22 protein-coding genes are annotated in these 26,529 nt (G+C 65.0%); 4 read left to right on the top strand and 18 right to left on the bottom strand.

Features of this window, described 5'->3' with window-relative positions; all coding sequences use genetic code 11:
* Positions 1-74 precede the first annotated feature (74 nt).
* Positions 75-1,031, bottom strand: coding sequence for an acetyl-CoA carboxylase carboxyltransferase subunit alpha (locus B0E46_RS15420; protein ID WP_077556626.1), 957 nt, complete (start codon positions 1,029-1,031; stop codon positions 75-77).
* Positions 1,032-1,191: 160 nt separating this feature from the next.
* Between B0E46_RS15420 and B0E46_RS15425 the strand changes: the two genes are divergently transcribed.
* Positions 1,192-1,569 carry a YajD family HNH nuclease gene (locus tag B0E46_RS15425; protein ID WP_077556627.1) on the top strand — a complete coding sequence of 126 codons (378 nt, stop codon included), beginning with the start codon at positions 1,192-1,194 and terminating at the stop codon, positions 1,567-1,569.
* A gap of 115 nt (positions 1,570-1,684) precedes the next feature.
* Here the strand turns inward: B0E46_RS15425 and dnaE are convergent, their stop codons facing one another.
* The 16 genes from dnaE to rpsB all read right to left on the bottom strand — a co-directional run bounded on the left by dnaE (position 1,685) and on the right by rpsB (position 20,973).
* Positions 1,685-5,224 carry a DNA polymerase III subunit alpha gene (dnaE, locus tag B0E46_RS15430; protein WP_077556628.1) on the bottom strand — a complete coding sequence of 1,180 codons (3,540 nt, stop codon included), beginning with the start codon at positions 5,222-5,224 and terminating at the stop codon, positions 1,685-1,687.
* 151 nt (positions 5,225-5,375) lie between these two features.
* Entirely contained in the window at positions 5,376-5,921 is a 546-nt protein-coding gene (locus tag B0E46_RS15435) for a TlpA disulfide reductase family protein (protein ID WP_077556926.1), read from the bottom strand.
* Between the two features lie 547 nt (positions 5,922-6,468).
* Complete coding sequence (gene rnhB / locus B0E46_RS15440) at positions 6,469-7,131, bottom strand: ribonuclease HII (RefSeq protein ID WP_077556629.1); 663 nt, start codon at positions 7,129-7,131, stop codon at positions 6,469-6,471.
* Positions 7,121-8,335 carry a lipid-A-disaccharide synthase gene (lpxB, locus tag B0E46_RS15445; RefSeq protein ID WP_077556630.1) on the bottom strand — a complete coding sequence of 405 codons (1,215 nt, stop codon included), beginning with the start codon at positions 8,333-8,335 and terminating at the stop codon, positions 7,121-7,123. Before lpxB ends, rnhB begins: the two co-directional genes overlap by 11 nt.
* Before the next feature lie 58 nt (positions 8,336-8,393).
* Entirely contained in the window at positions 8,394-9,167 is a 774-nt protein-coding gene (gene lpxA, locus B0E46_RS15450; RefSeq protein ID WP_077556631.1) for an acyl-ACP--UDP-N-acetylglucosamine O-acyltransferase, read from the bottom strand.
* Positions 9,164-9,637, bottom strand: a complete 474-nt coding sequence (gene fabZ / locus B0E46_RS15455; RefSeq protein WP_077556632.1) for a 3-hydroxyacyl-ACP dehydratase FabZ — start codon at positions 9,635-9,637, stop codon at positions 9,164-9,166. The genes lpxA and fabZ overlap by 4 nt, the downstream gene beginning before the upstream one ends.
* Positions 9,630-10,676 (bottom strand): UDP-3-O-(3-hydroxymyristoyl)glucosamine N-acyltransferase, encoded by a 1,047-nt coding sequence (lpxD, locus tag B0E46_RS15460; protein ID WP_077556927.1) that lies wholly within the window; start codon positions 10,674-10,676, stop codon positions 9,630-9,632. Before lpxD ends, fabZ begins: the two co-directional genes overlap by 8 nt.
* A 124-nt stretch (positions 10,677-10,800) precedes the next feature.
* The gene (gene bamA / locus B0E46_RS15465) at positions 10,801-13,215 is read right to left on the bottom strand and encodes an outer membrane protein assembly factor BamA (RefSeq protein WP_077556633.1); all 2,415 of its coding nucleotides are present in this window, start codon (positions 13,213-13,215) and stop codon (positions 10,801-10,803) included.
* Between the two features lie 195 nt (positions 13,216-13,410).
* Positions 13,411-14,757: an RIP metalloprotease RseP gene (rseP, locus tag B0E46_RS15470; protein ID WP_077556634.1), complete on the bottom strand. Its 1,347-nt coding sequence runs from the start codon at positions 14,755-14,757 to the stop codon at positions 13,411-13,413.
* Between the two features lie 36 nt (positions 14,758-14,793).
* A complete protein-coding gene (locus B0E46_RS15475; protein ID WP_077556635.1) occupies positions 14,794-15,969 on the bottom strand; it encodes a 1-deoxy-D-xylulose-5-phosphate reductoisomerase in 1,176 nt (391 codons plus the stop codon).
* Position 15,970: 1 nt separating this feature from the next.
* Positions 15,971-16,789, bottom strand: coding sequence for a phosphatidate cytidylyltransferase (locus B0E46_RS15480; RefSeq protein ID WP_077556636.1), 819 nt, complete (start codon positions 16,787-16,789; stop codon positions 15,971-15,973).
* 8 nt (positions 16,790-16,797) lie between these two features.
* On the bottom strand, positions 16,798-17,538 hold the full coding sequence (gene uppS / locus B0E46_RS15485; protein ID WP_077556637.1) for a polyprenyl diphosphate synthase: 741 nt from the start codon (positions 17,536-17,538) through the stop codon (positions 16,798-16,800).
* Between the two features lie 25 nt (positions 17,539-17,563).
* A complete protein-coding gene (gene frr, locus B0E46_RS15490) occupies positions 17,564-18,121 on the bottom strand; it encodes a ribosome recycling factor (RefSeq protein ID WP_077556638.1) in 558 nt (185 codons plus the stop codon).
* An 85-nt stretch (positions 18,122-18,206) separates the two neighbouring features.
* Positions 18,207-18,929, bottom strand: a complete 723-nt coding sequence (gene pyrH, locus B0E46_RS15495; RefSeq protein WP_077556639.1) for a UMP kinase — start codon at positions 18,927-18,929, stop codon at positions 18,207-18,209.
* A gap of 205 nt (positions 18,930-19,134) precedes the next feature.
* On the bottom strand, positions 19,135-20,013 hold the full coding sequence (tsf, locus tag B0E46_RS15500; protein ID WP_077556640.1) for a translation elongation factor Ts: 879 nt from the start codon (positions 20,011-20,013) through the stop codon (positions 19,135-19,137).
* 93 nt (positions 20,014-20,106) lie between these two features.
* On the bottom strand, positions 20,107-20,973 hold the full coding sequence (gene rpsB / locus B0E46_RS15505) for a 30S ribosomal protein S2 (RefSeq protein WP_077556641.1): 867 nt from the start codon (positions 20,971-20,973) through the stop codon (positions 20,107-20,109).
* A gap of 325 nt (positions 20,974-21,298) precedes the next feature.
* Here rpsB and map point away from each other — a divergent pair, with 325 nt between their 5' ends.
* The 3 genes from map (at position 21,299) to B0E46_RS15520 (ending at position 25,320) form a co-directional block, all read left to right on the top strand.
* A complete protein-coding gene (gene map / locus B0E46_RS15510) occupies positions 21,299-22,063 on the top strand; it encodes a type I methionyl aminopeptidase (RefSeq protein ID WP_077556928.1) in 765 nt (254 codons plus the stop codon).
* Between the two features lie 75 nt (positions 22,064-22,138).
* Positions 22,139-24,787, top strand: coding sequence for a [protein-PII] uridylyltransferase (glnD, locus tag B0E46_RS15515; protein WP_077556642.1), 2,649 nt, complete (start codon positions 22,139-22,141; stop codon positions 24,785-24,787).
* Between the two features lie 83 nt (positions 24,788-24,870).
* Positions 24,871-25,320: a CopD family protein gene (locus B0E46_RS15520; protein WP_077556643.1), complete on the top strand. Its 450-nt coding sequence runs from the start codon at positions 24,871-24,873 to the stop codon at positions 25,318-25,320.
* Between the two features lie 20 nt (positions 25,321-25,340).
* Here B0E46_RS15520 and B0E46_RS15525 read toward each other — a convergent pair whose 3' ends face one another.
* Positions 25,341-26,351, bottom strand: coding sequence for an NAD-dependent epimerase (locus B0E46_RS15525; RefSeq protein WP_077556644.1), 1,011 nt, complete (start codon positions 26,349-26,351; stop codon positions 25,341-25,343).
* Between the last annotated feature and the right edge of the window lie 178 nt (positions 26,352-26,529).

Raw genomic sequence — 26,529 nt, forward strand, 5'->3', positions numbered from 1 at the left:
ATCCCGGCAGCATGTGGGTGATGCCGATGGTAACGCCAAGCACGCGGCTGTCGCCGCGTGGGTCGTGTCGCCGGCTATCCCTGGTAGGCGCCGTAGCTGCGCAGGCGCTTGTAGCGCTGTTCGAGCAGGTCGGGCAACGGTATCGCCTCCAGTTCGTCGAGCTGTTTCAGCAGCACGGCTTTCAGGCGCACGGCCATCGAGCGCGGGTTGCGGTGCGCGCCGCCGAGCGGCTCGCGCACCAGCTTGTCGATCAGGCCCAGTTCCAGCAGGCGCGGCGCGGTCATGCCCAAGGCCTCGGCGGCGTCCTTCACCTTGTCCGCGCTCTTCCACAGGATCGAGGCGCAGCCTTCCGGCGAGATCACCGAATAGGTCGAGTACTGCAGCATCAGGGTGCGGTCGCCGACGCCGATCGCCAGCGCGCCGCCGGAGCCGCCCTCGCCGATCACGGTGCACACGATCGGCACCTTCAGCTCGGCCATTTCCAGCAGGTTGCGGGCGATCGCCTCGCTCTGGCCGCGCTCCTCGGCACCGACGCCGGGGTAGGCTCCAGGCGTGTCGATCAGGGTCAGCAGCGGCAGGCCGAAGCGCTCGGCCATCTTCATCAGGCGCAGCGCCTTGCGGTAACCCTCCGGGCGCGGCATGCCGAAGTTGCGGCGCACCTTGTCCTTGGTGTTGCGGCCCTTCTGGTGGCCGATGATCATTACCGGCCGGCCGTTGATGCGGCCGAGGCCGCCGACGATGGCGGCGTCATCCGCGTACATGCGGTCGCCGGCCAGCTCGTGGAATTCCTCGCAGATCACGCCGATGTAGTCGAGCGTGTACGGCCGCGCCGGGTGGCGCGACAGCTGGGTGGTCTGCCAGGAGTTGAGATTGCGGAAGATCTCGTTCGTCTTGAGCTTCAGCTTCTCGCGCAGCCGGCCGACTTCCTCGTCAATATTGAACGCCTGGCCATGGCTGGCATGGCGAAGCTCTTCGATCTTCGCGTCCAGTTCGGCGATCGGTTGTTCGAAATCGAGGAAGTTTGGGTTCATTCGTTGCAATTCATGGCACAGAAGCGGCTCAGTATACCGTCCCGCAGGAAAAGACGAGAACGCCGCCGTATGGCTGTGACGGGTTTGACATCTGCCTGCCGCAGATGGGCCGATTGCGCTATCGTCCGCCCCATCCAGCACTGCTTCCGCCAGGTCCGACATGCCGATCAAACCGCCCATCGACAACGCCAAGCTCGACCGCATCGTGGCCGAGGCCCGGCGCAACGCCGAGCAGCGCGAGCTGGGCTACCGCGAGCGCGCGCTGAAGATGTATCCGTGGGTGTGCGGTCGCTGCGCGCGCGAGTTCACCCGCGCGAACCTGCAGGAACTGACCGTGCACCATCGCAACCACGACCACGATTTCAACCCGCCGGACGGCAGCAACTGGGAGTTGTTGTGCGTGTATTGCCATGACAACGAACACTCGCGGCATATCGACCATGTGCGTGGTGGCGTGATGGAAGTCGAGGATGCGCCGCCGGCTACCGGCAACCCGTTCGCGGATCTGAAGGCGATGCTGGAACGAGGCAGGAAGTGAGGTTCGCGGTGGCCTCCGCTTGATCGGCAGGAGCGCACCCTGTGCGCGATTGCTCTCCCGCGGAACCGTAAAAGCATCGCGTACGCGCTGCGCTCCTGCACGCAATCGTGACGGTTCAATCCGGCTGCTTTACGATGCGCAACCGTGCCGCCTGTACACCCGGCAGTGCACGCACGGCGCGCAACAATTCCGGGATGGCCTCGACGCGCCAGTTCTCGCCCAATTCGAGGTCGGCCTGGGCGCCGTGGTTGCGATAGCCATGCAGGGTCACACTGGCGCGGCCACCGCGATAACCGGCCAGCGCATGCCGCAGCTGTTCGACGAAGCCGGGGCCGATGCCGTTCAATTTCAGCTGCAGCAGCCGGGCGTGCTTGCGGCAGGCATCGGCGAGCGAGATGGCGCTGCGCGCGCGCAGCTGGAAGCCGCCGCCTGAGAAATCGTCGATGCGCAGGCCGCCCTCGACGATCAGCATCTGGTCGCGGGTGAGCAGGGGCGCGATCTGCTGGTACAACTCGCCGAAGAAGCTCACCTCGATGAGGCCGCTGCCGTCTTCCAGCCGCACGAAGGCATCGCTGTCGCCGCGCTTGCGCACGGCGGTGACCATGCCGGCGACGGTCCACGGCGTGTCCGGTCCGCGACGGAAGCGGTTGTTGTCGCCGTCGTCGTTCTTGCGTGGTTTCGGCGGCTGGTAGCGGTCGGCAATCTCGCCGAGCGGGCAAGTGGAGAGCTGCGCCAGTTCGTCCTTCCACGGGTCGGTGGGATGGCCGGACAGGTAATGGCCGAGCGTGTCGCGCTCCCCTTGCAGCTTCTGCTCCAGCGGCCATTCGGGTGCCGTCGGCAGGTCGATGTGGACTACCGGCGTGGTCGCGCCCATCGCGGCACCGAACATGTCGTTCTGGCCCGACTGCTTGTCGCGCAGATGCTGCTCGGCGGCCTTGATCGCATCGGGCAGCTGCAGCATCAGGCTGGCGCGGGTGGGCGCCAGCGCGTCCAGCGCGCCGGACAGGATCAGCGCCTCCAGTACGCGGCGGTTGAGCTTGGTCGGGTCGACGCGACGGCAGAAATTGGCCAGGTCGGCATACGCGCCGTGCACACGCTCGGCGACGATCGCCTCGCAGGCGCCCTGACCGACGCCCTTGATCGCGCCCAAGCCGTACTGGATGGTCTTCGGTTCGATCGCGACGAACATGTAGTCGGACGCATTCACGTCCGGCGGTTGCACCACGATGCCGAGCGCGCGCGATTCGTCGAGGAAGGTCACCACCTTGTCGGTGTTGTCCATGTCGGACGAGATCGTCGCGGCCATGAACTCGGCCGGATAATGCGCCTTCAGCCATGCGGTCTGGTACGACACCAGCGCGTAGGCGGCGGCGTGCGACTTGTTGAAGCCGTAGCCGGCGAATTTTTCCATCAGGTCGAAGATGGTGTCGGCCTTGTCGCCGGCCAGGCCGTCCTTCGCCGCGCCCTCGCGGAACTTGGCACGCTCCTTCGCCATCTTCTCGACGTCTTTCTTGCCCATCGCGCGGCGCAGCAGATCGGCGCCGCCGAGCGAGTAGCCGCCGACGATCTGCGCCATCTGCATCACCTGCTCCTGGTAGACCATGATGCCGTAGGTCTCTTGCAGGATCGGCTCGACGCGCGGGTCGGGATATTCCACCTGCTCGCGGCCGTGCTTGCGCGCGACGAAGCTGGGGATCAGGTCCATCGGGCCGGGGCGGTACAGCGCCACCAGCGCGATGATGTCCTCGAAGCGGTCGGGCTTGGCGTCCTTCAGCATGCGCTGCATGCCGGAGGATTCGAGCTGGAACACCGCGACGGTCTGCGCCTTTTTCAGCAATTCGTACGGCGCCGGGTCGTCCAGTGGCAACGCGGCGATATCCAGCGGTTCTTCGCCGGCCTTCGCGCGGCGGCGATTGATCGCCTTCACCGCCCAGTCGATGATGGTCAGCGTGCGCAGGCCGAGGAAGTCGAACTTGACCAGGCCGACCGCCTCGACGTCGTCCTTGTCGTACTGGGTCACCACGCCAGCGCCGCCCGCTTCGCAATACAGCGGTGCGAAGTCGGTCAGCGGGGTCGGTGCGATCACCACGCCGCCGGCATGTTTGCCGGCGTTGCGGGTGAGGTTTTCCAGGCTCAAGGCCAGGTCGATCAGGGCGCGGGCGTCCTCGTCCTGCTCATACGCATCGCAGAATTCCTTGACGACGCGGTCGGTCTCTTTCTTCGACTTTTCGGAGCGGCCGAGCGCATCGGACAAGGTGAGGTCGAGCGGCCGCGGCGGCACCATCTTGGCCAGTCGGTCGACCTGGCCGTACGGCATGCTGAGCACGCGACCGGAGTCGCGCAGCACGGCCTTGGCCGCCATCGAGCCGTAGGTGATGATCTGGCTGACGCGATCGCGGCCGTACTTGCGCGACACGTAGTCGATCACCTCGTCGCGGCGATCCATGCAGAAGTCGATGTCGAAGTCGGGCATCGACACGCGTTCGGGATTGAGGAAGCGCTCGAACAGCAGGTTGAACTGCAGCGGATCCAGGTCGGTGATCTTCAGCGCCCAGGCGACCAGCGAGCCGGCACCGGAACCACGGCCCGGCCCGACCGGAATGCCGTTGTCCTTGCCCCAGCGGATGAAGTCCGACACGATCAGGAAGTAGCCGGGGAAGCCCATCTTGATGATGACGTCCAGCTCGCGTTCCAGCCGCGCCTCGTAGTCGGCCAGCGTGTGGCCGGCGGCGAGCGGCGCCAGCGCGAGGCGCTCCTGCAGGCCTTGCCGCGACAGTTCGCGGATGTGGCTGTCGAGGTTGTAACCCGCGGGTACCGGAAAATCGGGCAGGTAGTACTTGCCGAACTCCAGTTCCACATTGCAGCGTTTGGCCAGTTCGACCGTGTTTTCCAGCGCCTCGGGGAGGTCGGCGAACAGCGCGGCCATCTCCTCGGGCGTCTTCAGGTATTGCTGGTCGCTGTAGTCGCGCGGGCGTTTCGGATCCGCCAGCACGCGGCCCTGGTTGATGCATACGCGTGCTTCATGCGCGCTGAAATCGTCCTGCTTCAGGAAACGCACGTCGTTGCTGGCCAGCACCGGCAGGCCGAGTTCGGCAGCCAGTGCCAGCGCCGCGGTGTTCCAGTTTTCCTCGCCATCGCGACCGCAGCGGGTCAACTCCAGATACAGCCGTTCGGGGAACAGCCGCGCCAGCGGCCGCAGCTTTACCAGCGCCGCCTCGACACCCTGGTTCAGCGCGATGCGACCGACCTCGCTCTCGCGCCCGAGCAGGGCGATCAGGCCGTGACTGGCGTCGGCGCTCAGCCAGCCGGCGTCGACCAGCGCACGGCCGCCGTGTTGCCCTTCCTGCCAGGCACGCGAGACCAGTCGCGACAGGTTGAGATAGCCTTCGCGGTTCTGGCACAGCACGGTGAGTCGCCACGGGCGCGGGTCGTCCGGTGCGGAAACCGACAGGTCGCAACCGCCGATCGGCTTGATCCCGGCCGCGCTGCAGGCCTTGTAGAACTTCACCAGCGCGAACATGTTGCATTCGTCGGTGAGCGCCACCGCCGGGATACCGTCGCGCACGCAGGCGGCGACCAGCGCCTTGATGCGGATGGTCGAGTCGACCAGCGAATATTCGCTGTGCAGGTGCAGGTGGGTATAGCGGGCGGTCATGCAGTTTTGCGGGGTGAGTCCACGCAGGCTAGCTGGCGCTCTGTCCGGCGGCAAGATTGACTTCCGCGCGGTTTGCATGACGCGGCGCGGCGACCGAAGGAAGCCTCCTTTCGGGAGCAGCCGGAATCAGGTCACCGGATGGCGCTGCCGGTCAGGGACTGCGGGTGATTCCGGCCACAGCGGAAGGTGGCGGTTCGACGAGCAATTCGTTGATCTCGGCCACCAGGCTGTCCAGCATGTCTTCGCCATAGCCGACATGGACATGCGCCACGCTGCCGTCACGATGCAGCATCACCATCACGGGGATGCCCTTGTCGGAGCCGTAGGGCTTGCCGATCGAGCCGTCACGATCCCAGGTGATCAACAGCCCGGGCAAGCGCTTCTTGAGCAGACGGGCGCTGTGCGCGAACGTGTCGTGGTCTTCCTTGGAGTCGACGGCCACGACTTGCAGCGGAAGGCCGCGTTGGCTGGCTACCGATTGCAGCCCTGCCAGCACCGGTATTTCCTTCATGCAGTAGCCGCACCAGGTTGCCCAGAAACTGATCACCACGACCTTGCCGTGCAGCGAGGATACAGTCACTGCCGGCCCGCCCAGCGTCGCGCCCAGCGCATCCGGTGGCGTGTCGCCAGGTCGCATTTTCGCCTCGGCGGCAAAACACAGCATCAGTCCGAGCAATGCAAAAGCGATCCTGCGCATGTCATCCATCCCTTGGTTGTTGCTGCCAGCGTAGCAACGGATGCGAAGGGGTGGAAGCAATGTCGGGCCTTCATCCATTCAGCAGGTGGCGCTGCAGGCCAGTTTCGGCGAATGCATGCTGTTTGTCAGCGGATATGGAAGCGCTCGTCGTCGTCGTACTCCACGTAGTGGTCGAGACGGTGAACCTCCAATGGACGCAGGTTGTAGTCGGCGTGCGACATGCTGTCGTCGTCGACAGTGGCTGATGCAGGCGGAGTCGTTGACGGTGTTGGGATGAAGGTTGGTGTCGGTGGCATGGCTGGGCGAGTGTCTGGAAGCATCATGGCAGTGCTCCTGCGGTCTGTGTGGCGCTGAGACAGTTGAGCCGCGTGCCTGGGCAGGACAGGCCGTATGGCTGGCGCATCCATGCATGTCGAGATCCCTGCAGTGAAGGATGCTCCAGCGCCGGAAAAAGTTGCATAGACGGATGGCCTGTATGGCAGCCACCATCATCGGCGGAGCGCATTTGCTGCCGCAAATCGACAGCATGGGATCAAGCAGCGCTGGATCAGAGCAGTCTCGCCCGATCCAGCAGCAGTCGCACCGGTGCAAAGCTGCTGCGGTGCTGCGCGCAGGGGCCGAGCTTTTGCAATGCTGTCAGGTGTGCCTGAGTCGGGTAACCCTTGTGCACGGCAAAGCCGTAGCCGGGATGGACGGCATCCATCGCCACCATCAGGCGATCACGACTTACCTTGGCGAGGATCGAAGCGGCGCTGATCGCCGGCTCCAGTGCATCGCCACCGATGATGGCGCGGCCAGGGCAGGGCAGGTCCTTTGGCAGCTTGTTGCCGTCGATCAGAGCTTCATGCGCGGCCGGTGCCAGGCCGGCCACGGCACGGCTCATGCCGGTCATGGTGGCCTGGAAGATATTCAGGCGATCGATCTCGTCGGGCTCGATCAGGATCACGCAATAGGCCAGCGCCCGTTCGATGATCAGCGGATACAGCGCCTCGCGCCTGGCTTCGCTGAGCTTCTTCGAATCATTGAGCCCGGCGATCGGACGGTCCGGATCGAGGATCACCGCCGCGACGGCCAGCGGTCCGGCCAGCGGCCCGCGTCCGGCTTCGTCGACCCCGGCAATGAAAAAGTTTCTTGCGCTGACTGCCACGCTGCCGTCGAGAGAGGCGCGCGGTGAGGGCTTGGCGCTCGCCACGGTCTTCTTAGCCGGCATCGCGCTGGTCCATCAATTCTGCAATGGCCGCTGCCGCGCGGTCGCCCGCTTGACCGTCCATGCCTCCGCGCAATGCCTGATGCAGCTGCTCGAAAGCAGCGACGATATGGCTGCGACGTTCGCTGTCGCGGAACAAGGCCAGGGTGGCGGCAGCCAGGTTCGCGGCGTTGCAGTCGTCCTGCATCAGCTCGGGCACCAGCCGCTCATCGCCGAGGCCGCAGGCGCGCGCCAGGATGTTGGGCAGCGAATAGATGTCCGTTTTCAGCATCTTCATGGCGCGCGCGATGCGATAGCTCATCGGGGTCACGCGATAGCCCACCACCATGGGCCGCTTCGCCAGCATCGCCTCCAGCGTCGCGGTGCCGGAAGCCAGCAGCACCACGTCGGCGGCCAGCATGGCCTCGTGTGCATGGCCATCGAGCAGCAGCGGTGCGGCTTCGTCGCGCGGACCTTTTGCCAACAGCTCCCTGAGCCTGGCACGGACCTGCGGATTGGCGGCCGGGATCACGATGCGCAAGCCAGGAATGGCCGCGGCCACCTGCGCTGCCGCGTCGATGAAGATCTGTCCCAGTCGCGTGAGTTCGGACAACCTGCTGCCCGGCAGCACGGCCAATACCGGTGCCTGCTGCGGCAGTTGCAGTACGTCGCGCGCACCGGTGCGGTCCGATACCAGGGCAAAGCGGTCGGCCAGCGGATGGCCGACGAAGCGCGCGTCGATGCCGTGCCTGGCGTAAATGGCAGGCTCCATCGGAAACAGGCAGAGCACGCGACGTGCGCTGCGTCCGATTTTCTCCGCGCGCTTCTCGCGCCATGCCCACACCGACGGGCTGACGTAATGCACGGTGAGCAGGCCGGCCTGCTTCAGCCGTTGCTCTACGCCGAGGTTGAAATCGGGAGCGTCGATGCCGACCACCACCGCCGGGCGTGCCGCCAGCAAGCGCGCCATCAGCGCCTTGCGCAGTCGCAGCAGTCGCGGCAGATGGCGGATCACTTCGCTGAAGCCGAACAGCGAAAGTTCGTGGATCTCGTACCAGGACTCGAAGCCCTGCGCCTGCATGCGGGTGCCGCCAATGCCGACGAAACGGGCCTGCGGATAGCGCTGGCGCAGCGCGACGATCAGGTCGGCGCCGAGTTGATCACCGGAATCTTCGCCGGCGAGAATGGCGATCAGCGGGGCTTGTGCAGAGACTTCGCCTGCTTGCATGTGGGTGTCTCCTGCAGGAAGTCAGGGCAAAAGCGCGTACCCGATTTCGCGGTAGGCGCTAACGGGCCAGCGAGCGCTCGCTGCGGCCCAGAAATTCCAGCATGGCCCGCACGTCCTCGCTCTGCCGGGCCTGTTCGGCCAGTTTTTCACGCGCCTCGGGCAGCGAGAGCCCTGCCATGTACAAGGTGCGGTAGGCGCGCTTGATCGCAGCAATGCGGGTGGCGTCGAAGCCGCGTCGCTTCAGGCCTTCGCTGTTGATCCCGCGCGGACGGCCCTGCTGTTCGTTGGCCATCATCACGAATGGCGGCACGTCGTGGCCGACCAGGCAGCCCATGCCGATGAACGCATGCGCACCGACCTTGCAGAACTGGTGCACGCCGGAGTAGCCGGACATGATCGTCCAGTCGCCGATCTCCACATGCCCGGCCAGTGCCGAGTAGTTCGAAAACACCACGTTGTTGCCGACCTGGCAGTCGTGCGCGATGTGCACGTAGGCCAGCACCCAATTGTCATTGCCGATGCGCGTGACGCCGCCGCCGTCGCCGGTGCCGCGGTTGAGGGTGGCGAATTCGCGGATCAGGTTGCGGTCACCGATCACCAGTTCGGTGCGTTCACCGGCGAATTTCTTGTCCTGCGGTGCGCCGCCCAGCGAGGCGAACTGGGCAATGCGGTTGTCGCGGCCGATCCGGGTCGGCCCCTCGATCACCACGTGCGGGCCGATCACCGTGCCGTCGCCGACCTCCACCTCGGCACCGATCACGCTGTAGGCGCCGATGCTGACGTTGGCACCGATGCTGGCGGATGGATCGATCTGCGCTGTGGGGTGGATCATTTGTCGGATCTCGCCGCGCACATCAGTTCGCAGCTGGCCACTTCCTTGCCATCGACCAGCGTGCGCGCCACGAACAGGCCCATGCCGCGCATCAGGCGTTTCAGGGTCACTTCCAGACGCAACTGATCGCCAGGTACGACCGGCGCGCTGAAGCGCGCATTGTCGACCTTGACCAGATAGAACAGCGGGCTGCCCTTGTCACCCTTGAGATGCCGGCTGATCTGGGTCAGCAGGCCGGCGGTCTGCGCCATCGCCTCGACGATCAACACGCCGGGCATCACCGGATGGCCGGGGAAATGTCCCTGGAAGAATGGTTCGTTGATGGTCGCGTTCTTCAGTGCGACCACGCTGACGTCTGGCACGATCTCGATCACCCGATCCACCAGCAGGAACGGATAGCGATGCGGCAGCAACTGCTGGATCTGCTCCACGTTGATCGGCAACGTCAGGGTCCCGGTTTTCTCACTCATTGTTGCTGTCCTTCTCCAGCGCCGACAACCGGCGCGCGTACTCATCCAGATGCTTGAAGCGTGCCGCATTCTTCCGCCACTGGCGGTTTTCCTGCAGCGGCACGCCGGAAGAATATTCGCCCGGCTCGCGGATCGAGTGCGTAACCAGGCTCTTGGCGGTAATGGTAACCCGGTCGGCGAGTTCAAGATGACCGAGTACGCCCGCGTTGCCGCCGATCATGCAATATCGGCCGATTTTTGCACTGCCGGCGACCGCCGCGCAGCCGGCCATGGCAGTGTGCGCACCGACATGGACGTTGTGGGCGATCTGGATCTGGTTGTCCAGCCGTACATCCTCTTCCAGCACGGTATCGTCCAGCGCGCCGCGGTCGATCGTGGTGTTTGCGCCGATTTCGCAGTCATCGCCGATGCGCACGCCGCCAAGCTGCGGCAGCTTGATCCAGCTGCCGTGGGCGGAAGCGTTGCGATCAAAGGCGAGACCGAAGCCGTCCGAGCCGATCACGGCGCCGGGATGCACCAGCACGCGTTTGCCCAGGGTGACCCGGGTCACCAGGGTCACCCGGGCGACCAGCCGCGACTGCGCGCCGACCGTGCAAGCTTCGCCGATGATGCAATGCGGCCCCAGCACGGCACCGTCTTCGATCACCGCGGCGTCTCCGATCACGCAGCACGGGCCGATGCTGGCGCTTTGGCTGATCTGCGCGCTGGCGGCGACCACGGCGCTGGGATGTATTCCCGCCGGCGCGGCCGGCAGGCGTTCGAACAGCGCGGCGATTTTCGCGTAGGCCACATAGGGATCATGCGCGACCAGTGCGGCGACAGGGCAGCCGGCGAGATCCTCCTCGCGCAACACCACTACGCCGGCACGGGTGGCTGCCAGCTGTGCGGTGTACTTGCTGTTGGAGAGAAAGCTCAGCTGGCTGGGGCTGGCGCCTGCCAGCGTGCCGACGCCGTCGAGGCGGATGCCGCCGTCACCGTGGCAGGCCAGACCGAATCGTTCGGCGAGTTCGGCGAGGGAGTAGGTGCTGTTCGCGCTCAAGATGCTCTCCGTGAAACGGTGTTCATTGTATCGGCTCAGCCATGCCGGCGCGCTCGACGGCACCGCAAAGCAGAAAGCGCGGCATGGCCGCGCTTTCCTTGCTTCGCATGTTCGCCCGTGGCGGTCAGAACTGGCTGCCGAAGGTGAACTGGATACGCTCCTCGTAGTGGCTGTCCGATGGCTGGGTACGGAACGGCACGGCCAGGCTGATGATCAGCGGGCCGATCGGCGCCTGCCAGTGCAGCGAGATGCCCGCCGAGGCGCGCAGCGTGCTGGCGCTGAAGCTCTGGATGTTCTGGTAGGCGTTGCCGACGTCGGTGAATACCGACACGCGCGCAGTGTTGGTGTCTTTCAGGAACGGTAGCGGCAGGTAAAGCTCGGCGGTGCCGAGCACCTTGAACGCGCCGCCGACCGGCTGCGCGTAATAGCCACCGTCGCAGTAACCGTTGCTCGCCGGAGTGGTGCCATCGATGCAGACTCGCGGTCCCAGCGTGTTGTCCTGGAAGCCGCGCACGTCGCGCACGCCGCCGGAGTAGAAGTTTGCCCAGAAGGGGAAGTCCTGGCGCATGTCGGGTGGAGCGGCTTCGCCGGCGGCGGCGTAGACGGCCTTCAACGCGTCGTAGGCCTGGTCGCTGATGCCATTGCTGCCGTAGGTCTTGCCGTAACCTGCCTGGCCATCCAGATACAGCACGAAGCCCTTGCCGATCGGCCAGTAGTGGTTGATTTCGGTGGTCAGCTTCCAGTACTGCACGGTCGAGCCGGGCAGTGCGATGTCGGTCGACACGGAGATCAGGCCGCCGCGGGTCGGCGCCCAGTAGCCATTGCGGGTATCGTGGTTCCAGCCCAGCGTACCGGTCCAGGAATGAATGGTCTGGTTGCCGATTTCGTTCTGGTAATCGATCAGCATCTGCGGGCTATAGCCCGGAATCAGGTTGACCTTGTTGCTGCTGATGCCCAGGCCCACGCGGACACCGTCGGTTTCGGTGATCGGGATACCCAGGTAGCTGGAGAAGGCTTTCTGACTAGTGGAGTAGTCCGCGAAATCGGTGTTGCCGTAATCGGTCTTGGAATAGTTGGCGCTGTAACCGATGCCGATGCCGTTGTCGGTCAGGTACGGGTTGTAATAATTCATCCCGTAACTGGTGGTGTAGTAGCTGCGCGAACCGCTCACCGAGAAGCTGTCGCCGGTGCCGAAGAGGTTGTTCTGCGTGACCGAGGCATTCAGGATGATGCCTTCGAGCTGCGAATAGCCGACGCCGAACTGCATGCTGCCGGCGGACTGCTCCTCGACCTTGACGCTGATGTCGACCTGATCCTGCGTGCCTGCCACCAGTTTCTTGTCGATGTCGACCTTCTTGAAGAAGCCCAGTCGCTGCAGGCGGATCTTGGAACGGTCGATCGCCGCCTGTGAATACCAGGAGCCCTCGAGCTGGCGCATCTCGCGGCGCAGCACGCCGTCCTCGGTACGGGTATTGCCCTGGAAGATCACCCGGCGCACGTACACGCGCTGCCCCGGTTCGATGTACATGGTCAGGTCGACGGTGCGCTTGTCCTTGTCCAGCTTGGGGATCGGGGTGACCTTGGCAAAGGCGTAGCCGATATTGGCCAGCACGGCCTTGATCGCCTTCGAGCTTGCCTCGATCGCGCCACGGTTGAAGGTTTCACCCGGCTTGATGAAGATCAGCTGGCGCAAGGTCGCTTCCGGCAGGATCAATTCGCCAAGCAGCTTGACGTCGGTCACCTTGTAGATCTCGCCCTCTTTCACGCTGGCGTCGATGTACATCCCGCGCTTGTCCGGCGAGATCGAGACCTGGGTGGAGTCGACCCCGAAGTCGGCATAGCCGCGATCCATGTAGTAGGACTGCAGCTTCTCCAGGTCGCCGGAGAGTTTTTCGCGTGAATACTGGTCGTCCTTGGAATACCACGACATCAGGCCGCCGGTATCCGACTCGAAACCCTTGCGGATCTGCTTGTCGGTGAAAGCGTGGTTGCCGAGGATGTTGATTTCCTTGATCTTGGCGACTTTGCCCTCGCGGATCTCAAGGTCGATGGAGACACGGTTGCGGTCGAGCTGGGTTACGTGCGGGATCACCGACACGTTGTACTTGCCGCGGTTGTAGTACTGGCGAATCAGCTCCTGCTGCACGTTGTCCAATGCCAGCCGGTCAAACGTCTCGCCCTCGGTCAGGCCGATATCCTTCAGGCCCTTCTTCAGGTCCTCGGTCTTGATGTCATGGTTGCCGCGGATGCTCAGCTTGGCGATCGACGGCCGCTCGACCACCTTGATCACCAGGATGTTGCCGTCGCGGTCAAGCGTGACGTCGCTGAAGAACTTGGTGTTGTACAACGCACGAATGGCCCGTTGGGCCTCGTCATTGGTCAGCCGGTCGCCCTTGTTGATCGGCAGGTAGTTGTACACGGTACCGGCGGAGATGCGGCTGAGGCCGTCGATGCGGATGTCCGACACCACGAACGGGTCGAACGCGAACGCATTGGCGGAGAGGGAGGCAAGCAGGATCAGCGCGGCGATACGCTTCATCGTCGGTTCCGTTGGGTTATTTCGATGAGGCAGCCAGCGTGGCCGCCTCGATCAAGAGCATGAAACAGGGCCTGACCCTGTCTCGAAAGGGTGTTTGCACTCCGCCGGAGTGCCTGGTTTGACTTGCCGCCGCGCTGCACTGCGGATAGCGCAGGCAGGCTCGCATCGACATGCCGCGATCGCCGCTGATCATGGTCATGACAGCAGCATGCGGTGAATATCGTTGTAGAACGCCAACCCCATCAGGGTGAACAGCAACGCCAGTCCGATGTATTGACCGACGAGCATCACCTGTTCACTGACCGGGCTGCCTTTGGCCAACTCCACAAGATAATACAGCAGGTGCCCGCCATCCAGCAGCGGGATCGGCAGCAGGTTCAGGATGGCCAGGCTCAGCGACACCAGCGCCAGGAACTGCAGGAACCAGGACAGGCCCATGCTGGCTGACTGGTTGGCCACCTGGGCGATGCCGATCACGCCGGACAGGTTGTTGGCGGAGGCCTGCCCGCTGACCATCTTGCCGATCAGGTTGAAGGTTTGCGCGGTGTTGAACCACGTAGCCCGCAACGCGGCGCCGAAAGCCCGGACCGGGCCGTAGCGCAGGGTCACCTGTTCGGGCCCGGGACCACCCACACCGATCACCCAGTTGACGGGCTGGCCTTGCAGCGACTCCCGTTGGGCATCCACGGCCAACAGCATCGGTCTGCCGGCGCGCTCGATGGCCAGTTGCAAATGGGGCGACTTGGCTGCTTCGGCGGGTATCAGCTTCTGGAACACGGAGTAATCGGCGACAGGCTGGCCGTTGACCGCCACGATGCGGTCGCCGCCCTGCATGCCGGCCAGCGCAGCCGGCTTGCCCGGCAACACGTTGGCGGCAATCGCCGGGGAGGGCGCCAGGTCCAGGCCGAGTTTCTTCAGGTATTGATCGATGGGCTGACCAGCTGGCAGCTGCTCCAGCGGTATCACCAGCTGGCGCAAGCTGCCGTTGTTGCCGCGCACAGTGAGTGGCAGTGGCGTGCGCCCGAGCAGTGCATTGGCCACGCTGTCCATCGCGTCGGTGAAGGTGCCCACCGGGCGGCCATCGATGCTGAGGATGCGATCACCTGGCTGGATGCCCGCCTCGGCGGCTAGGCTGTGCGGCGCGGCGTTGACGATGGGGGCTACGTCCGGCCGGCCCAGCATGAACATCAGCCAGAACGCGGCAATCGTGAAAATCAGGTTGAAACCGGGCCCGGCCGCCACGATCGCAATGCGCTGCCACACGGATTTGCCGGTGAATTCCTGGTCGCGCAAGGCGGGATCGACTTCCCCCTCGCGCGCATCCAGCATCTTGACGTAGCCGCCGAGCGGGATCGCGGCGATCTGGTATTCGGTGCCGTCGCGGCCGATGCGCTTCCAGATCGCGTTGCCGAAGCCGATCGAAAAACGCAGCACCTTGACGCCGCAGCGGCGCGCGACCCAGTAATGGCCGAATTCATGAAAGGTCACCAGCACGCCCAGCGTGACCAGCAACCAGAACACCGAGCCGAAAAAGGAAGTCATCAAGCGCCGTAAAAGGGAGTCATCGAACCAAGGATATCAGCAAGCATTGCGCAGAATACGGCGGGCCGCCTCGCGGGCGACCCGATCGCGTTCAGCAAGGGTCCCAACATCGACCACGGCTTGCGCCGGCAGTTCCGCAAGTACGGCCTCGACCACGTCAGCGATCGACAGGAACGGCAGCGTGCCGGCCAGAAATGCGTCCACGGCAACTTCGTTGGCGGCGTTCAGCACTGCCGGGGCGTCGCCGCCGGCGCGCAGCGCGTGGAATGCCAATGCCAGGCAACGGAAGGTGGCCAGGTCCGGGGGCTCGAATTGCAGCGGTGCGCAGGCGGCCAGATTCAGGGGCGCCACACCGGCTTCGACCCGCTCCGGCCACGCCAGTGCATGGGCGATCGCGGTACGCATGTCCGGATTGCCGAGCTGGGCCAGTACCGAACCATCGACGTATTCGACCAGCGAATGCACCAGACTTTGCGGATGCACCAGCACGTCGATGGCTTCTGCCGGGGCGCCGAACAGGTGATGTGCCTCGATCACCTCCAGCCCCTTGTTCATCAGGGTCGCCGAGTCGACCGAGATCTTGCGGCCCATCACCCAGTTCGGATGCTTGCAGGCCTGCTCCGGCGTGATGTCGACCAGCTGCGACCGGCTACGGCCGCGGAACGGGCCGCCGGAGGCGGTCAGGATCAGCCGGCGCACGCCGCTGGCGCGCAGATCCGGACGTCCGCCCGGCAGGCATTGAAAGATCGCATTATGTTCGGAATCGACCGGGATCAGCGCACCACCGCCGGCCGCGACCGCCGCCAACAGCAGCGGGCCGGCCATCACGATGGATTCCTTGTTGGCCAGCAGCAAGTGTTTGCCTGCACGCGCGGCGGCCAGGGTGGAATCCAGCCCGGCGGCACCGACGATCGCCGCCACCACGGTGTCGCACAGTTCGCCGGCCGCGGCGGCAGTCAGCGCAGCATGACCGCTGGCCACTTCGCAGCGCACGCCGGCGGCGGCCAGGCGTCGTGCCAGTTCGGCCTCCAGTGCCGGATCGGCGATCACGGCCAGCTGCGGTCGATGCCGGGCGCACAGCTCGGCCAGCGCCTCGACTTGCCGGTGTGCGGTCAGCACGCTGGCACGGAAACGATCCGGGTGCCGCGCGATGACGTCGAGCGTGTTGCCGCCGATCGAGCCGGTCGCGCCAAGGACGGCGACGTGCTTCATCTCAAAGCCCCAGCAGCAACAGGCCGGCAGCGAACAGCGGCAGCGCCGCAAAGACACTGTCGAGCCGGTCCATCAGGCCGCCATGGCCGGGAAACAGGGTGCCGGAATCCTTCACCTGGGCGTGCCGCTTCATCAGGCTTTCGATCAGGTCGCCGACGATCGATATCGCCACGGTCGGCATGGCCAGCAAGGCCAGGCCGAGCAGCTGGCTTCCGCGCACGTCGAGCAGCCATCCGCCGGTCAGGGCGACCAGTACCCCGGCCACCATGGCGCCGTAGGCGCCGGCCCAGGTCTTGCCGGGACTGATCTGCGGTGCCAGCTTGCGCTTGCCGAAGAAGCGGCCGCTGAAATAAGCGCCGATGTCGGCGGCCCAAACGATCACCAGGGCGAGCAGGGTCCACCAGTGGCCGTGCGGCACTCGTTCATGGATGCTTACCAGGGCGATCCATGCCGGGAATATCACGAACGCGCCGGCCAGCAGTTTCAACATGCGGTTTTCGCTGGTCGGAGCAGCGGCGAAGGCGAAATGGCGCAGCCAAAGGCAAGCCAGCAACCACCATGCGACACCGGCAAGCAGCAGCACCGAGCTCGTGATGCCGGCATGTGCGTACCACAGCATCGAGAACACGACGGCGGCGGCGACAAGCAGGCCGATCCGGGCGGACCGGTTCTTCAGCCCGCTGAGCTGGGCCCATTCCCACAGTGCCGCGAGGAACGCCGCTGCGCAGATCAGTGCGAACACCGAAGTCGATGGCAGCAGGATGATCAGGATCGCCAGCGGTGCAAGCAGCAGGGCGGTGAGGGTGCGCTGTAGCAGCATCGGAATCCTTAAGGAGCGGCGGCGATCTGCTCGCCGGTGCGACCGTAACGACGCTCGCGACGGGCATAGTCCTCGATGGCCCGGCGCAGGCAAGCCTGGTCGAAGTCCGGCCACAAGGTGTCGGTAAAGTACAACTCGGCGTACGCCGCCTGCCACAACAGGAAATTGCTGATGCGGCATTCGCCGCCGGTACGGATGAACAGATCCAGCGGCGGCAGCTCGGCCAGGCTTATCCACCGGTTCAGCCGGGCCTCGTCGATCTGGTCGGGGCGCAGCTCGCCGCGGAGCACGGCTTCCGCCGCCAGGCGACTGGCTTGCACGATGTCCCAGCGGCCGCCGTAGTTCACCGCGATGTTCACGTGCAGCCGGTCGTTGCCGGCCGTGCGGCTCATCGCCAGCTGCATGCGCTGGCGCAACGGTTCGTCAAACGCGCTCAGGTCGCCGATGAAGCGCAGGCGCACGCCGTTGGCGTGCAGCTCGTCGACTTCCTTGTCCAGTGCGCGCACGAACAGGCTCATCAAGGCGCCCACCTCGTCCTGCGGGCGCTGCCAGTTTTCGCTGGAGAACGCGAACAGGGTCAGCGCATGCACGCCTTCGCGCATGCAGGATTCGATCGCGGCACGCACGGCCTTGCGCCCGGCATTGTGGCCAAAGCTGCGCGGACGATGGCGAGCCCGGGCCCAGCGACCGTTGCCATCCATCACGATGGCGATGTGGCGCGGAATCTGCGAGGCCTTGCCCTTGGTCATGCGAGGAGGAACCGTGATGGCCCGGTCAGAGGGCCATCAGCTCCTCTTCCTTCGCCTTGACCACGGCGTCGACGTCCTTGACGGCCTTGTCGGTGAGCTTCTGGATTTCATCGTCGACGCGGCGGTCATCGTCCTCGGTGATCAGCTTTTCCTTGAGCAGATCCTTGACCTGCTGCAAGGCATCGCGGCGCACGTTGCGGATTGCGATCTTCGCGTTCTCGCCTTCATGGCCGACGTGCTTGGCCAGTTCCCGGCGGCGCTCTTCGGTGAGCGCGGGCATGTTGAGGCGGATCACCGTGCCGGCGGTGGTCGGCGTGATGCCGATGTCCGAGGCCATCAGGGCTTTTTCGATCGGTGCCACCATGGTCTTCTCCCATGGTGTGATGATGATCGTGCGGGCATCGGCCAGCGATACCGAGGCGACCTGGGTCAACGGCATGTCGGCGCCGTAGTAAGGCACCTTGATGTGCTCCACCAGCGCGGTGCTGGCGCGGCCGGTACGCAGGCGGGTGAGGTCGTGCTTGAGCGAGTCGATGCTCTTGCCCATGCGGGTCTGGGCATCGGTTTTGATGTCGTTGAGCATGTGGCGTGTCCCGGTGAATCTGGCAACGTTCGATTATAGCAGTGCCGGCAGCTGCAGCCTGGCGCCGGAGAATGTTTCGGCGAGTTCAGCCGCCGTCGACCAGGGTGCCGATCGCTTCGCCGTGCATGATCCGCATCAGGCTGCCCGGCACGGTCATGTCATAGATGCGCAGCGGCATGTCGTGGTCGCGGCACAGCGCGATCGCGGCGGTGTCCATGACGGCCAGCTTGCGCTCGATCACATCGTCGTAGCTGAGCCGTTCGTAGCGGGTGGCATCCTGGTGCTTGGCCGGATCGGCGGTGTATACGCCGTCCACCTTGGTTGCCTTCAGCAGCAACTCGGCGCCCACTTCCACCGCACGCAGGGCCGCAGCCGAATCGGTGGTGAAGAACGGGTTGCCGGTGCCGGCGGCGAACAGCACGATGCGCCCCTTCTCGATGTGGCGGATCGCACGACGGCGGATGAAATCCTCGGAGACGTCATGGATCTGGATCGCGCTCATCACGCGGGCGAAGCCGCCGCGCCGCTCGATCGCATCCTGCATGGCCAGTGCGTTCATCACCGTGGCCAGCATGCCCATGTGGTCGCCGGTAACCCGGTCCATGCCGGCGGCAGCGAGGCCGGCGCCGCGGAAAATGTTGCCGCCGCCGATCACCACGCCGATCTGGATGCCGGCGCGTTGCACCTCGATGATCTCGTCGGCAAGGCGGCCGATCACCTTCGGGTCGATGCCGTAATCGGCGTCGCCCATCAATGCCTCACCGGAGAGCTTGAGCAGGATGCGGCGGTACTTGGGCTGGTCGCTCATGAAATCTCCGGATTTGTGTGGGGCAAACCGCTGCATTGTAGCGGTAGCGGGCTCCTGCCGGAACGCTGGCCTCGGGCTGTCGCTGCAATGGCCGCAAACTTCCCGCCGCCACGAATCGGATGGCGGCGTGATTTCGTGAGCGGCGCACCCATGAAAAAGCCGCGGTTTCCCGCGGCTTTTTCGCAGCCTGATGGCGCGGAGCGGCTTAGACCTGCATCGCCTTGGCCACTTCGGCCAAGTAGTCTTCCTGGACCTTCTCGATGCCTTCGCCGACGGCCAGACGGGCCACCGAGATGACATCCGCGCCTTCCTTCTTCAGCGCGTCTGCGACGGTCGTGTTGGTGTCCAGCACGTACGGCTGACCGAGCAGGGTGACTTCGGCGATGATCTTGTGGACCTTGCCGGCGACAATCTTCTCGAGGATCTCGGCCGGCTTGGCCTTTTCCTTGTCGGACATCTGGCTCAGCGCAATGTCCTTTTCCTTGGCCAGGAACTCGGCGGGAACGTCATCGGCGCGGACATAGGCCGGGTTCATCGCGGCGACATGCATCGCGATGCCCTTGGCCAGCTCCTCGGAGCCGCCCTTGAGTGCGACCAGCGCGCCAATGCGGCCGCCGTGGGTGTAGCTGCCGATCACGCCATCAGTCTTGACGACGGCCATGCGGCGCACGTCGATCTTCTCGCCGATGGTGGCAATCAGGACCTTGGCGGCTTCCTCGACGTTGCTGGCACCCGGGTAGGCGGCAGCCTTCAGCGCGTCGATGTCGGCGGCGCCGGAATTCAGCGCGACGTCGGCGACGGTGTCGCTGAACTTCAGGAAGCTGGCATCTTTGCCGACGAAGTCGGTCTCGCAGTTGATCTCGACCAGCACGGCCTTGCCCGGTACCTGGGCGGCCACGATGCGGCCTTCGGCGGCGATGCGGCTGGCCTTCTTGTCGGCCTTGGCCAGGCCGGACTTGCGCAGCCATTCCATCGCGATCTCGATGTCGCCGTTGTTCTCGACCAGCGCCTTCTTGCATTCCATCATGCCGGCGCCGGACCGCTCGCGCAGATCCTTGACCAGTTGGGCGGAAATATTGCTCATCGGTAGTCCTCTAATGCTTTGATGGCGCCGCGGCAAGGCATGCCGCGGCGCGTTATCGCTTGTTGATCCGACGTCGAAGCGTCGTGATCGCGCTTACTTGGCGGGTGCGCCGTCGTTGCGCGGGCCACGACCGCCATCACGACGCGGAGCGCCGGCGCCCTTCTTCGGGGCGGCGTCGCGGCGCGGGCCGGACGGCTTGCGATCGATCTTGGCGACCGGGTTGCCTTCCTCGTCCAGCTCGACGAAGTCGTTGGCGTCGCCCTGGGCGGCGGCCGGGGCGGCAGCCTTGCCTTCGAGGATCGAGTCGGCGGCGGCGCGGGCGTACAGCTGGATCGCGCGGATCGCGTCGTCATTGCCCGGGATGGCGTAGTCGACCAGTTCCGGATTGTAGTTGGTGTCGACCACGGCGATCACCGGGATGCCGAGCTTCTTGGCTTCCTGCACGGCGATGTCTTCGTGGCCGATGTCGATCACGAACAGCGCGTCGGGCAGACGGTTCATGTCCTTGATGCCGCCCAGCGAGGCCTGTAGCTTGTCGCGCTCGCGGCGGCGGGCCAGCACTTCGTGCTTGACCAGCTTGTCGAAGCTGCCATCGGTCTCGGCCGCTTCCAGTTCCTTCAGGCGCGAGACGGACTGCTTGACGGTGCGGAAGTTGGTCAGCATGCCGCCGAGCCAGCGCGAGGTGACGAACGGCATGCCGGCGCGTGCGGCCTCTTCGGCCAACGGCTCGCGGGCCGAACGCTTGGTGCCGACGAACAGCACGGTGCCGCGCTTCTGCGCCAGGCCCGACAGGAAATTCATCGCGTCGGTGAACAGCGGCAGGGTCTTTTCGAGATTGATGATGTGGATCTTGCCGCGCGCGCCGAAGATGTACGGCGCCATCTTGGGGTTCCAGTAACGGGTCTGGTGACCGAAATGGACGCCGGCTTCGAGCATCTGGCGCATGGTGACTTGTGCCATGGGTGTAACTCCTTGCAGTGGTCCTTGAAGGACCTGGGGGTTGGGACCTCCACGCATCCCCGGCTTCGACCGCGGCTTGCCCGATTTTTATGGTGGACAGGCCGCAGCACCCCGAAGGCGGTGCCGATACGTGTGTGGCGTTGGTTTGGGCTTGTACCGCAGCGCGGTTACAATTCCGGTTCGCTTTGCAGGTTGATCGGGGCGCGAAACGCTCCATGCGATCTGCAAAACTCCGAAATTGTAGCCGGTGTACCGGCAGGGCGGCAAGTCACTGACGGAATTCAGTATTGAATTGCGGGACTTGCAGCATCATCTAGGCGAAATCATGGCTATTACCCTGAAAACTCCCGAGGACCTCGAAGGCATGCGTGTTGCCGGCAAGCTGGCGGCCGAAGTGCTGGCGATGCTGAAGGAGCACGTGAAGCCCGGCGTCACCACCGAGGAGCTGGACCGGCTGGCCTACGAGCACATCGTCAACGTGCAGAAGGCGATTCCGGCCAATGTGGGCTACCACGGCTTCCCGAAGACCCTGTGCACTTCGGTCAACCACGTGATCTGCCATGGCATTCCGAACGAGGGCAAGGTGCTCAAGGACGGCGACATCGTCAACCTCGACGTCACCGTGATCAAGGACGGCTGGCACGGCGACACCAGCCGCATGTACATCGCCGGCACGCCGTCGGTGCTGGCCAAGCGGCTGGTCGATACGACGTACGAGGCGATGATGCGCGGTATCCAGGCCGTGCGCCCGGGCGCCACGCTGGGCGACGTCGGTCACGCGATCCAGCAGCATGCCGAGGCGGCCGGTTTTTCGGTGGTGCGCGAATACTGTGGTCACGGCATCGGCAAGGTCTATCACGACGAGCCGCAGGTGCTGCACTACGGCAAGCCCGGCACCGGTGTCGAATTGAAGAAGGGCATGACCTTCACCATCGAGCCGATGATCAACGCCGGCAAGCCGCAGACCAAGCAGCTGCCCGACGGCTGGACCGTGGTGACCAAGGACCATTCACTCTCGGCGCAGTGGGAACACACCATTGCGGTGACCGACGACGGTTTCGAGATACTCACGGCGTGGCCGGACGCCTGAAGGCGCAGCCATAAGCGCGATGCGGAATCATAGGCCCGGGCAGGCCGACAGGCGCTTGCGGAGTTCCATCTGACCATGTTGCCGACACCAGGTCGTGTTGTGTTGCCGCCACTGCCGCGCCTGCCTGTGGCGGTGCCGCGCTCGGGCGTTTCCGCCGAAGCGCGCCGTGCCTTGCGCCAGTTGCTGGGAGACGTCGACCGGGCACTCGCCACTGCGTTCAGGGATGGTGCCGATGCCAGTGTCCTGGCGCGACGCCGCGGCGAGTCGGTCGAGCGGGTGGTGGCGCACGTGTGGATGGCCTGTCTCGGCGAGGTCAGCGAGGCGGCGCTGTTCGCGGTCGGCGGTTTCGGTCGCGGCCTGCTGTTTCCTTATTCGGATGTGGACCTGCTGGCGCTGGTGGAAACGCCCGAGCCGGCGCGCCTGCGTGCGCTGGAGCAGTTCTTTGCCACGTTGTGGGATGTCGGCCTCAAGGTCGGTCATGCCGTGCGCGATCCTGTGCAATGCCGCGCGTTGGCGGCTCAGGACGCCAGCGTCTTCACCAGTTTGCTGGATGCGCGGCGGCTGGCCGGTGACCGGGCGCTGGATGCCCGGCTGCGTGCCATCGTCGATGATCCCGCGTTATGGCCGCCGCGCGAGTATCTGGCCGCGCGGCTGGCCGAGCGCGACGCGCGGCACGCCCGTTACGACGACACCGCCTACAACCTCGAGCCCAATCTCAAGGACGGCCCGGGTGGCCTGCGCACGCTCGATTCGTTGCGCTGGATGGCCCGGCGGCTGGCGCACGTGGACGACCTGCATGGCATGGTGACGGAGGGGTTGCTCGATCCTGCCGAACAGGCTGCGCTGGAACAATCCGAAGCCACGCTGCGTCGTTATCGCTACGCACTGCATCTGGAGGCTGGCCGTCCCGAGGAGCGGCTGCTGTTCGACTATCAGCGCGCGCTGGCCACGCGGCTGGGGTTCGAGGACGAACACGAGAAAAACCTCGGCGTCGAGCAATTCATGCAGGGTTATTACCGTGCGGCCAGCCAGGTCGAGCGGCTCGGGGTGCAGGTGGCCGAACGTTTCGAGGAAATGCTCGAGCAACCGGGCACGGCTGAGCCGGTCGGCAGCGACTTCGTGCGCTATGGCAAACGGTTGGCGGCGCGGGACCCGCAACTGTTCATGCAACGACCCGCTGCGCTGGTGGAAATCTTCATCGCCCGGCTGGATCAGCCGGGCGTGGCCGGCTTCAGTGCCGACACCATGCGCCGCATTCACCAGGCGACCGCCGTGCATGGTGGTGCGCTGGCGGATGACCGCGACGTGCTGGCGGCTTTCCTGCAACTGCTGCGGCGCGGGGCGCCGGCGGTGGAGGCCTTGTGGCGGATGAACCGGCACGGCTTGTTGGCTGCGATCCTGCCGGCCTTCGGCAAGGTATTCGGCCGCATGCAGTACGACCTGTTCCATGTCTACACGGTCGACGAACATACCTTGCGCGTGCTGCGCAACATGGCGCGGTTTGCCGACCCGGCGGCACAGCGCGAGTTTCCGCTGGGTTGCGAAATCTGGTCGGGATTGCCCACGCCGGAAGTGCTGTTGCTGGCCGCGCTGTTCCACGATATCGCCAAGGGTCGCGGGGGTGATCACTCGGTGCTGGGCGAGGAGGAGGCGCGCGATTTCTGCACACGGTTGGCTCTGCCACCTGGCGATGTCGAGCGCGTCGCATGGCTGGTGCGCTGGCATCTGCTGATGAGCACCACCGCGCAGCGCCAGGACATCACCGATCCGGACGTGGTGCACCGGTTTGCCGAACAGGTCGGCAGTCGCGAGCGGCTGGGTCAGCTGTACCTGCTGACGATTGCCGACATCATCGGTACCAGCCCGCGACTGTGGAATGGCTGGAAGGACCGTCTGCTCTCCGACCTGTGCACCGCCACCCGCTATGCCCTGCGCAGTGACGTGGAACTGCCGCGTGACATCGGTGTGCGCGTGCAGGAATGCTCCGAATACGCGCTGGCGCTGCTGATGAACGAGGGGCATGCGGAAGCGGATGTCGTCAGAGTCTGGGCCGACTTCCCGCAGCTCAGCTTCCTGCGCCACCGGCCCGAGCAGATCGCCTGGCAGGCCGCCGCGATCCTGCACGCGCAAGGTTCGGTGCCGCTGGTCGCCGTGCATCCGTTGTCGGTACGTGGCAGTACCGAACTGTTTGTCTACGCGCCTGATCGCGATGGCCTGTTCGCGACCGTCACCGCCGTGCTGGATCGCCTGCGCTTCTCGGTGATGGAGTCGCGCATCCTCAGCTCGCCGACCGGGATGGCACTGGATACGTTCCTGCTGCTGGATGCGGACAGCCAGCAGCCGGTCAGCACCGCCCGCGCCGAAGAGCTGCAGCAGCGGTTGCAACGTGCATTGACGCAATCCAGCGGCGTACAGCCGAGCAGGCGCGGCATGTCGCGCCATCAGAAACATTTCCAGATGGCCCCGCAGATCAGTTTCCACGCGGCGGGCGACCGCACCCAGCTGGCCCTGATCGGCGCCGATCGGCCCGGCTTGCTGGCCGCCGTGGCACAGGTCATGTTTCACGCCGAAGTGCGCGTGCACGACGCGCGCATCGCGACGTTCGGCGAGCGCGTGGAGGATTTCTTCCAGCTGACCGACCGCCACGATGCGCCGCTCGGCGCCGCGCAACAGGAGCGCTTGCTGCAGGCGCTGCTGGAGCGGATCGGCGTCACCAGGTACTGAGTGCCGCAGTGCCAGCGTGAGCAGACGGCCCCGCGCTATCATCCCGCTCGCTGCGTATTGCAGCGCTTGCCGGTGATTCCGTCGTGGCCTATCTGTTGATCAAATCGTTGCACCTGCTGTTCGCCATCGCCTGGATGGCCACGGTGTTCTATCTGCCGCGGATCCTGGTGAATCTGGCCGAGTCGGCCAGTGAGCCCGACGTGCAGGCGCGGCTGCAGCTGATGGGGCGACGCCTGTACAAGTTCGGCCACAATATGTTCGGTATCGCGTTCCTGTTCGGGTTGACGTTGTGGCAGGGCTGGCGCGTGTTTCCCGGGGCGTTGCCAAACATGGTGGCTTCGATGCACTGGATCGATGCCAAGCTGACCTTGGTGGCCTTGCTGCTGGCGTATTTCATATGGTGCGGCCGCATGCTCAAGCGCAGCGAGAAGGGCGGCGCGCTGCCCTCGTCACGTACCTTGCGCTGGTTCAACGAGTTGCCGGTGCTGCTCTTGCTTGGGGTGATCTACCTGGTGATCGCCAAGCCCTTCTGAGGCCTTCCTCGGCGGCGCGATCAATCCTTCGCGTGGTACTCGCGATACCACGCGACGAAGTTCTCGACGCCTTGCTCGATACTGGTGGTCGGCGCATAGCCGACATCCCGGCGCAGCGCGGACACGTCAGCCCAGGTGTCAGGCACGTCACCTGGCTGCATGGGTAGTAGGCGCTTTTCGACGGTGCGCCCGAGGTGCTGTTCCAGCAATTCGATGAAGCGCAGCAACTGCACCGGCTGGTCGTTGCCGATGTTGTAGACACGATACGGGGCATTCGAGGTGCCGGGATTCGGCAGCTCGGCGTTGTAGTTGAGGTCCGGTTCGGCGGAATGATCGAGCGCGCGGATCACGCCTTCGACGATGTCGTCGATGTAAGTGAAGTCACGGCTGTGGTTGCCGTGGTTGAACACATCGATCGGTTCGCCGCGGCTGATCCGGTCGGCAAACAGGATCGGCGACATGTCCGGTCGCCCCCACGGCCCGTAGACGGTGAAGAAGCGCAGGCCGGTGGTGGGCAGGCCGTACAGATGGCTGTAGGTATGCGCCATCAACTCGTTCGCCTTCTTGCTGGCGGCGTACAGGCTGACCGGGTGATCGACCGCATCCTCCACGGCGAACGGCAGTTTGCGGTTGGCGCCGTAGACCGAGCTGGACGAGGCGTAGACCAAATGCTCGACGCCGCCATGCCGGCAGGCCTCGAGGATGTTGACAAAGCCGACCAGGTTGCTTTGCACATAGGCGCGCGGATTCTGCAGTGAATAGCGCACGCCGGCCTGTGCGGCAAGATTCACCACCCGCTGCGGCTTGAATGTGGCGAACGCGCGATCCACCGCGGCAGCGTCGGCAAGGTCGGCGCGTTGATGGGTATAGTTCGGATGCTCGGCGAAGCGCGCCAGTCGGGCTTCCTTCAGCGCCGGATCGTAGTAATCGTTGTGGTTGTCGTAACCGTAAACCACATCGCCGCGTGCCAGCAGACGCTGCGCCAGGGCGGCGCCGATGAAGCCGGCGGTGCCGGTAACCAGAATGCGCATGGACGATCCTCGGGATGACTCGTTCAATTCTATCGCTGAAGGTCCATTCGCATGGCCGTATTGGCGAGGATTGACAGGCAATTTGGGCTAAACTAGCGTTTCGGCATTATCCACAAGACCTAAGGTGGCCCGCGCTTCGCCGGCCGAGTGTGCGACATGGCAACTACACGCTGCTCCC

It is taken from the genome of Rhodanobacter sp. B04 (assembly GCF_002001125.1).
Classification (GTDB): Bacteria; Pseudomonadota; Gammaproteobacteria; order Xanthomonadales; family Rhodanobacteraceae; genus Rhodanobacter.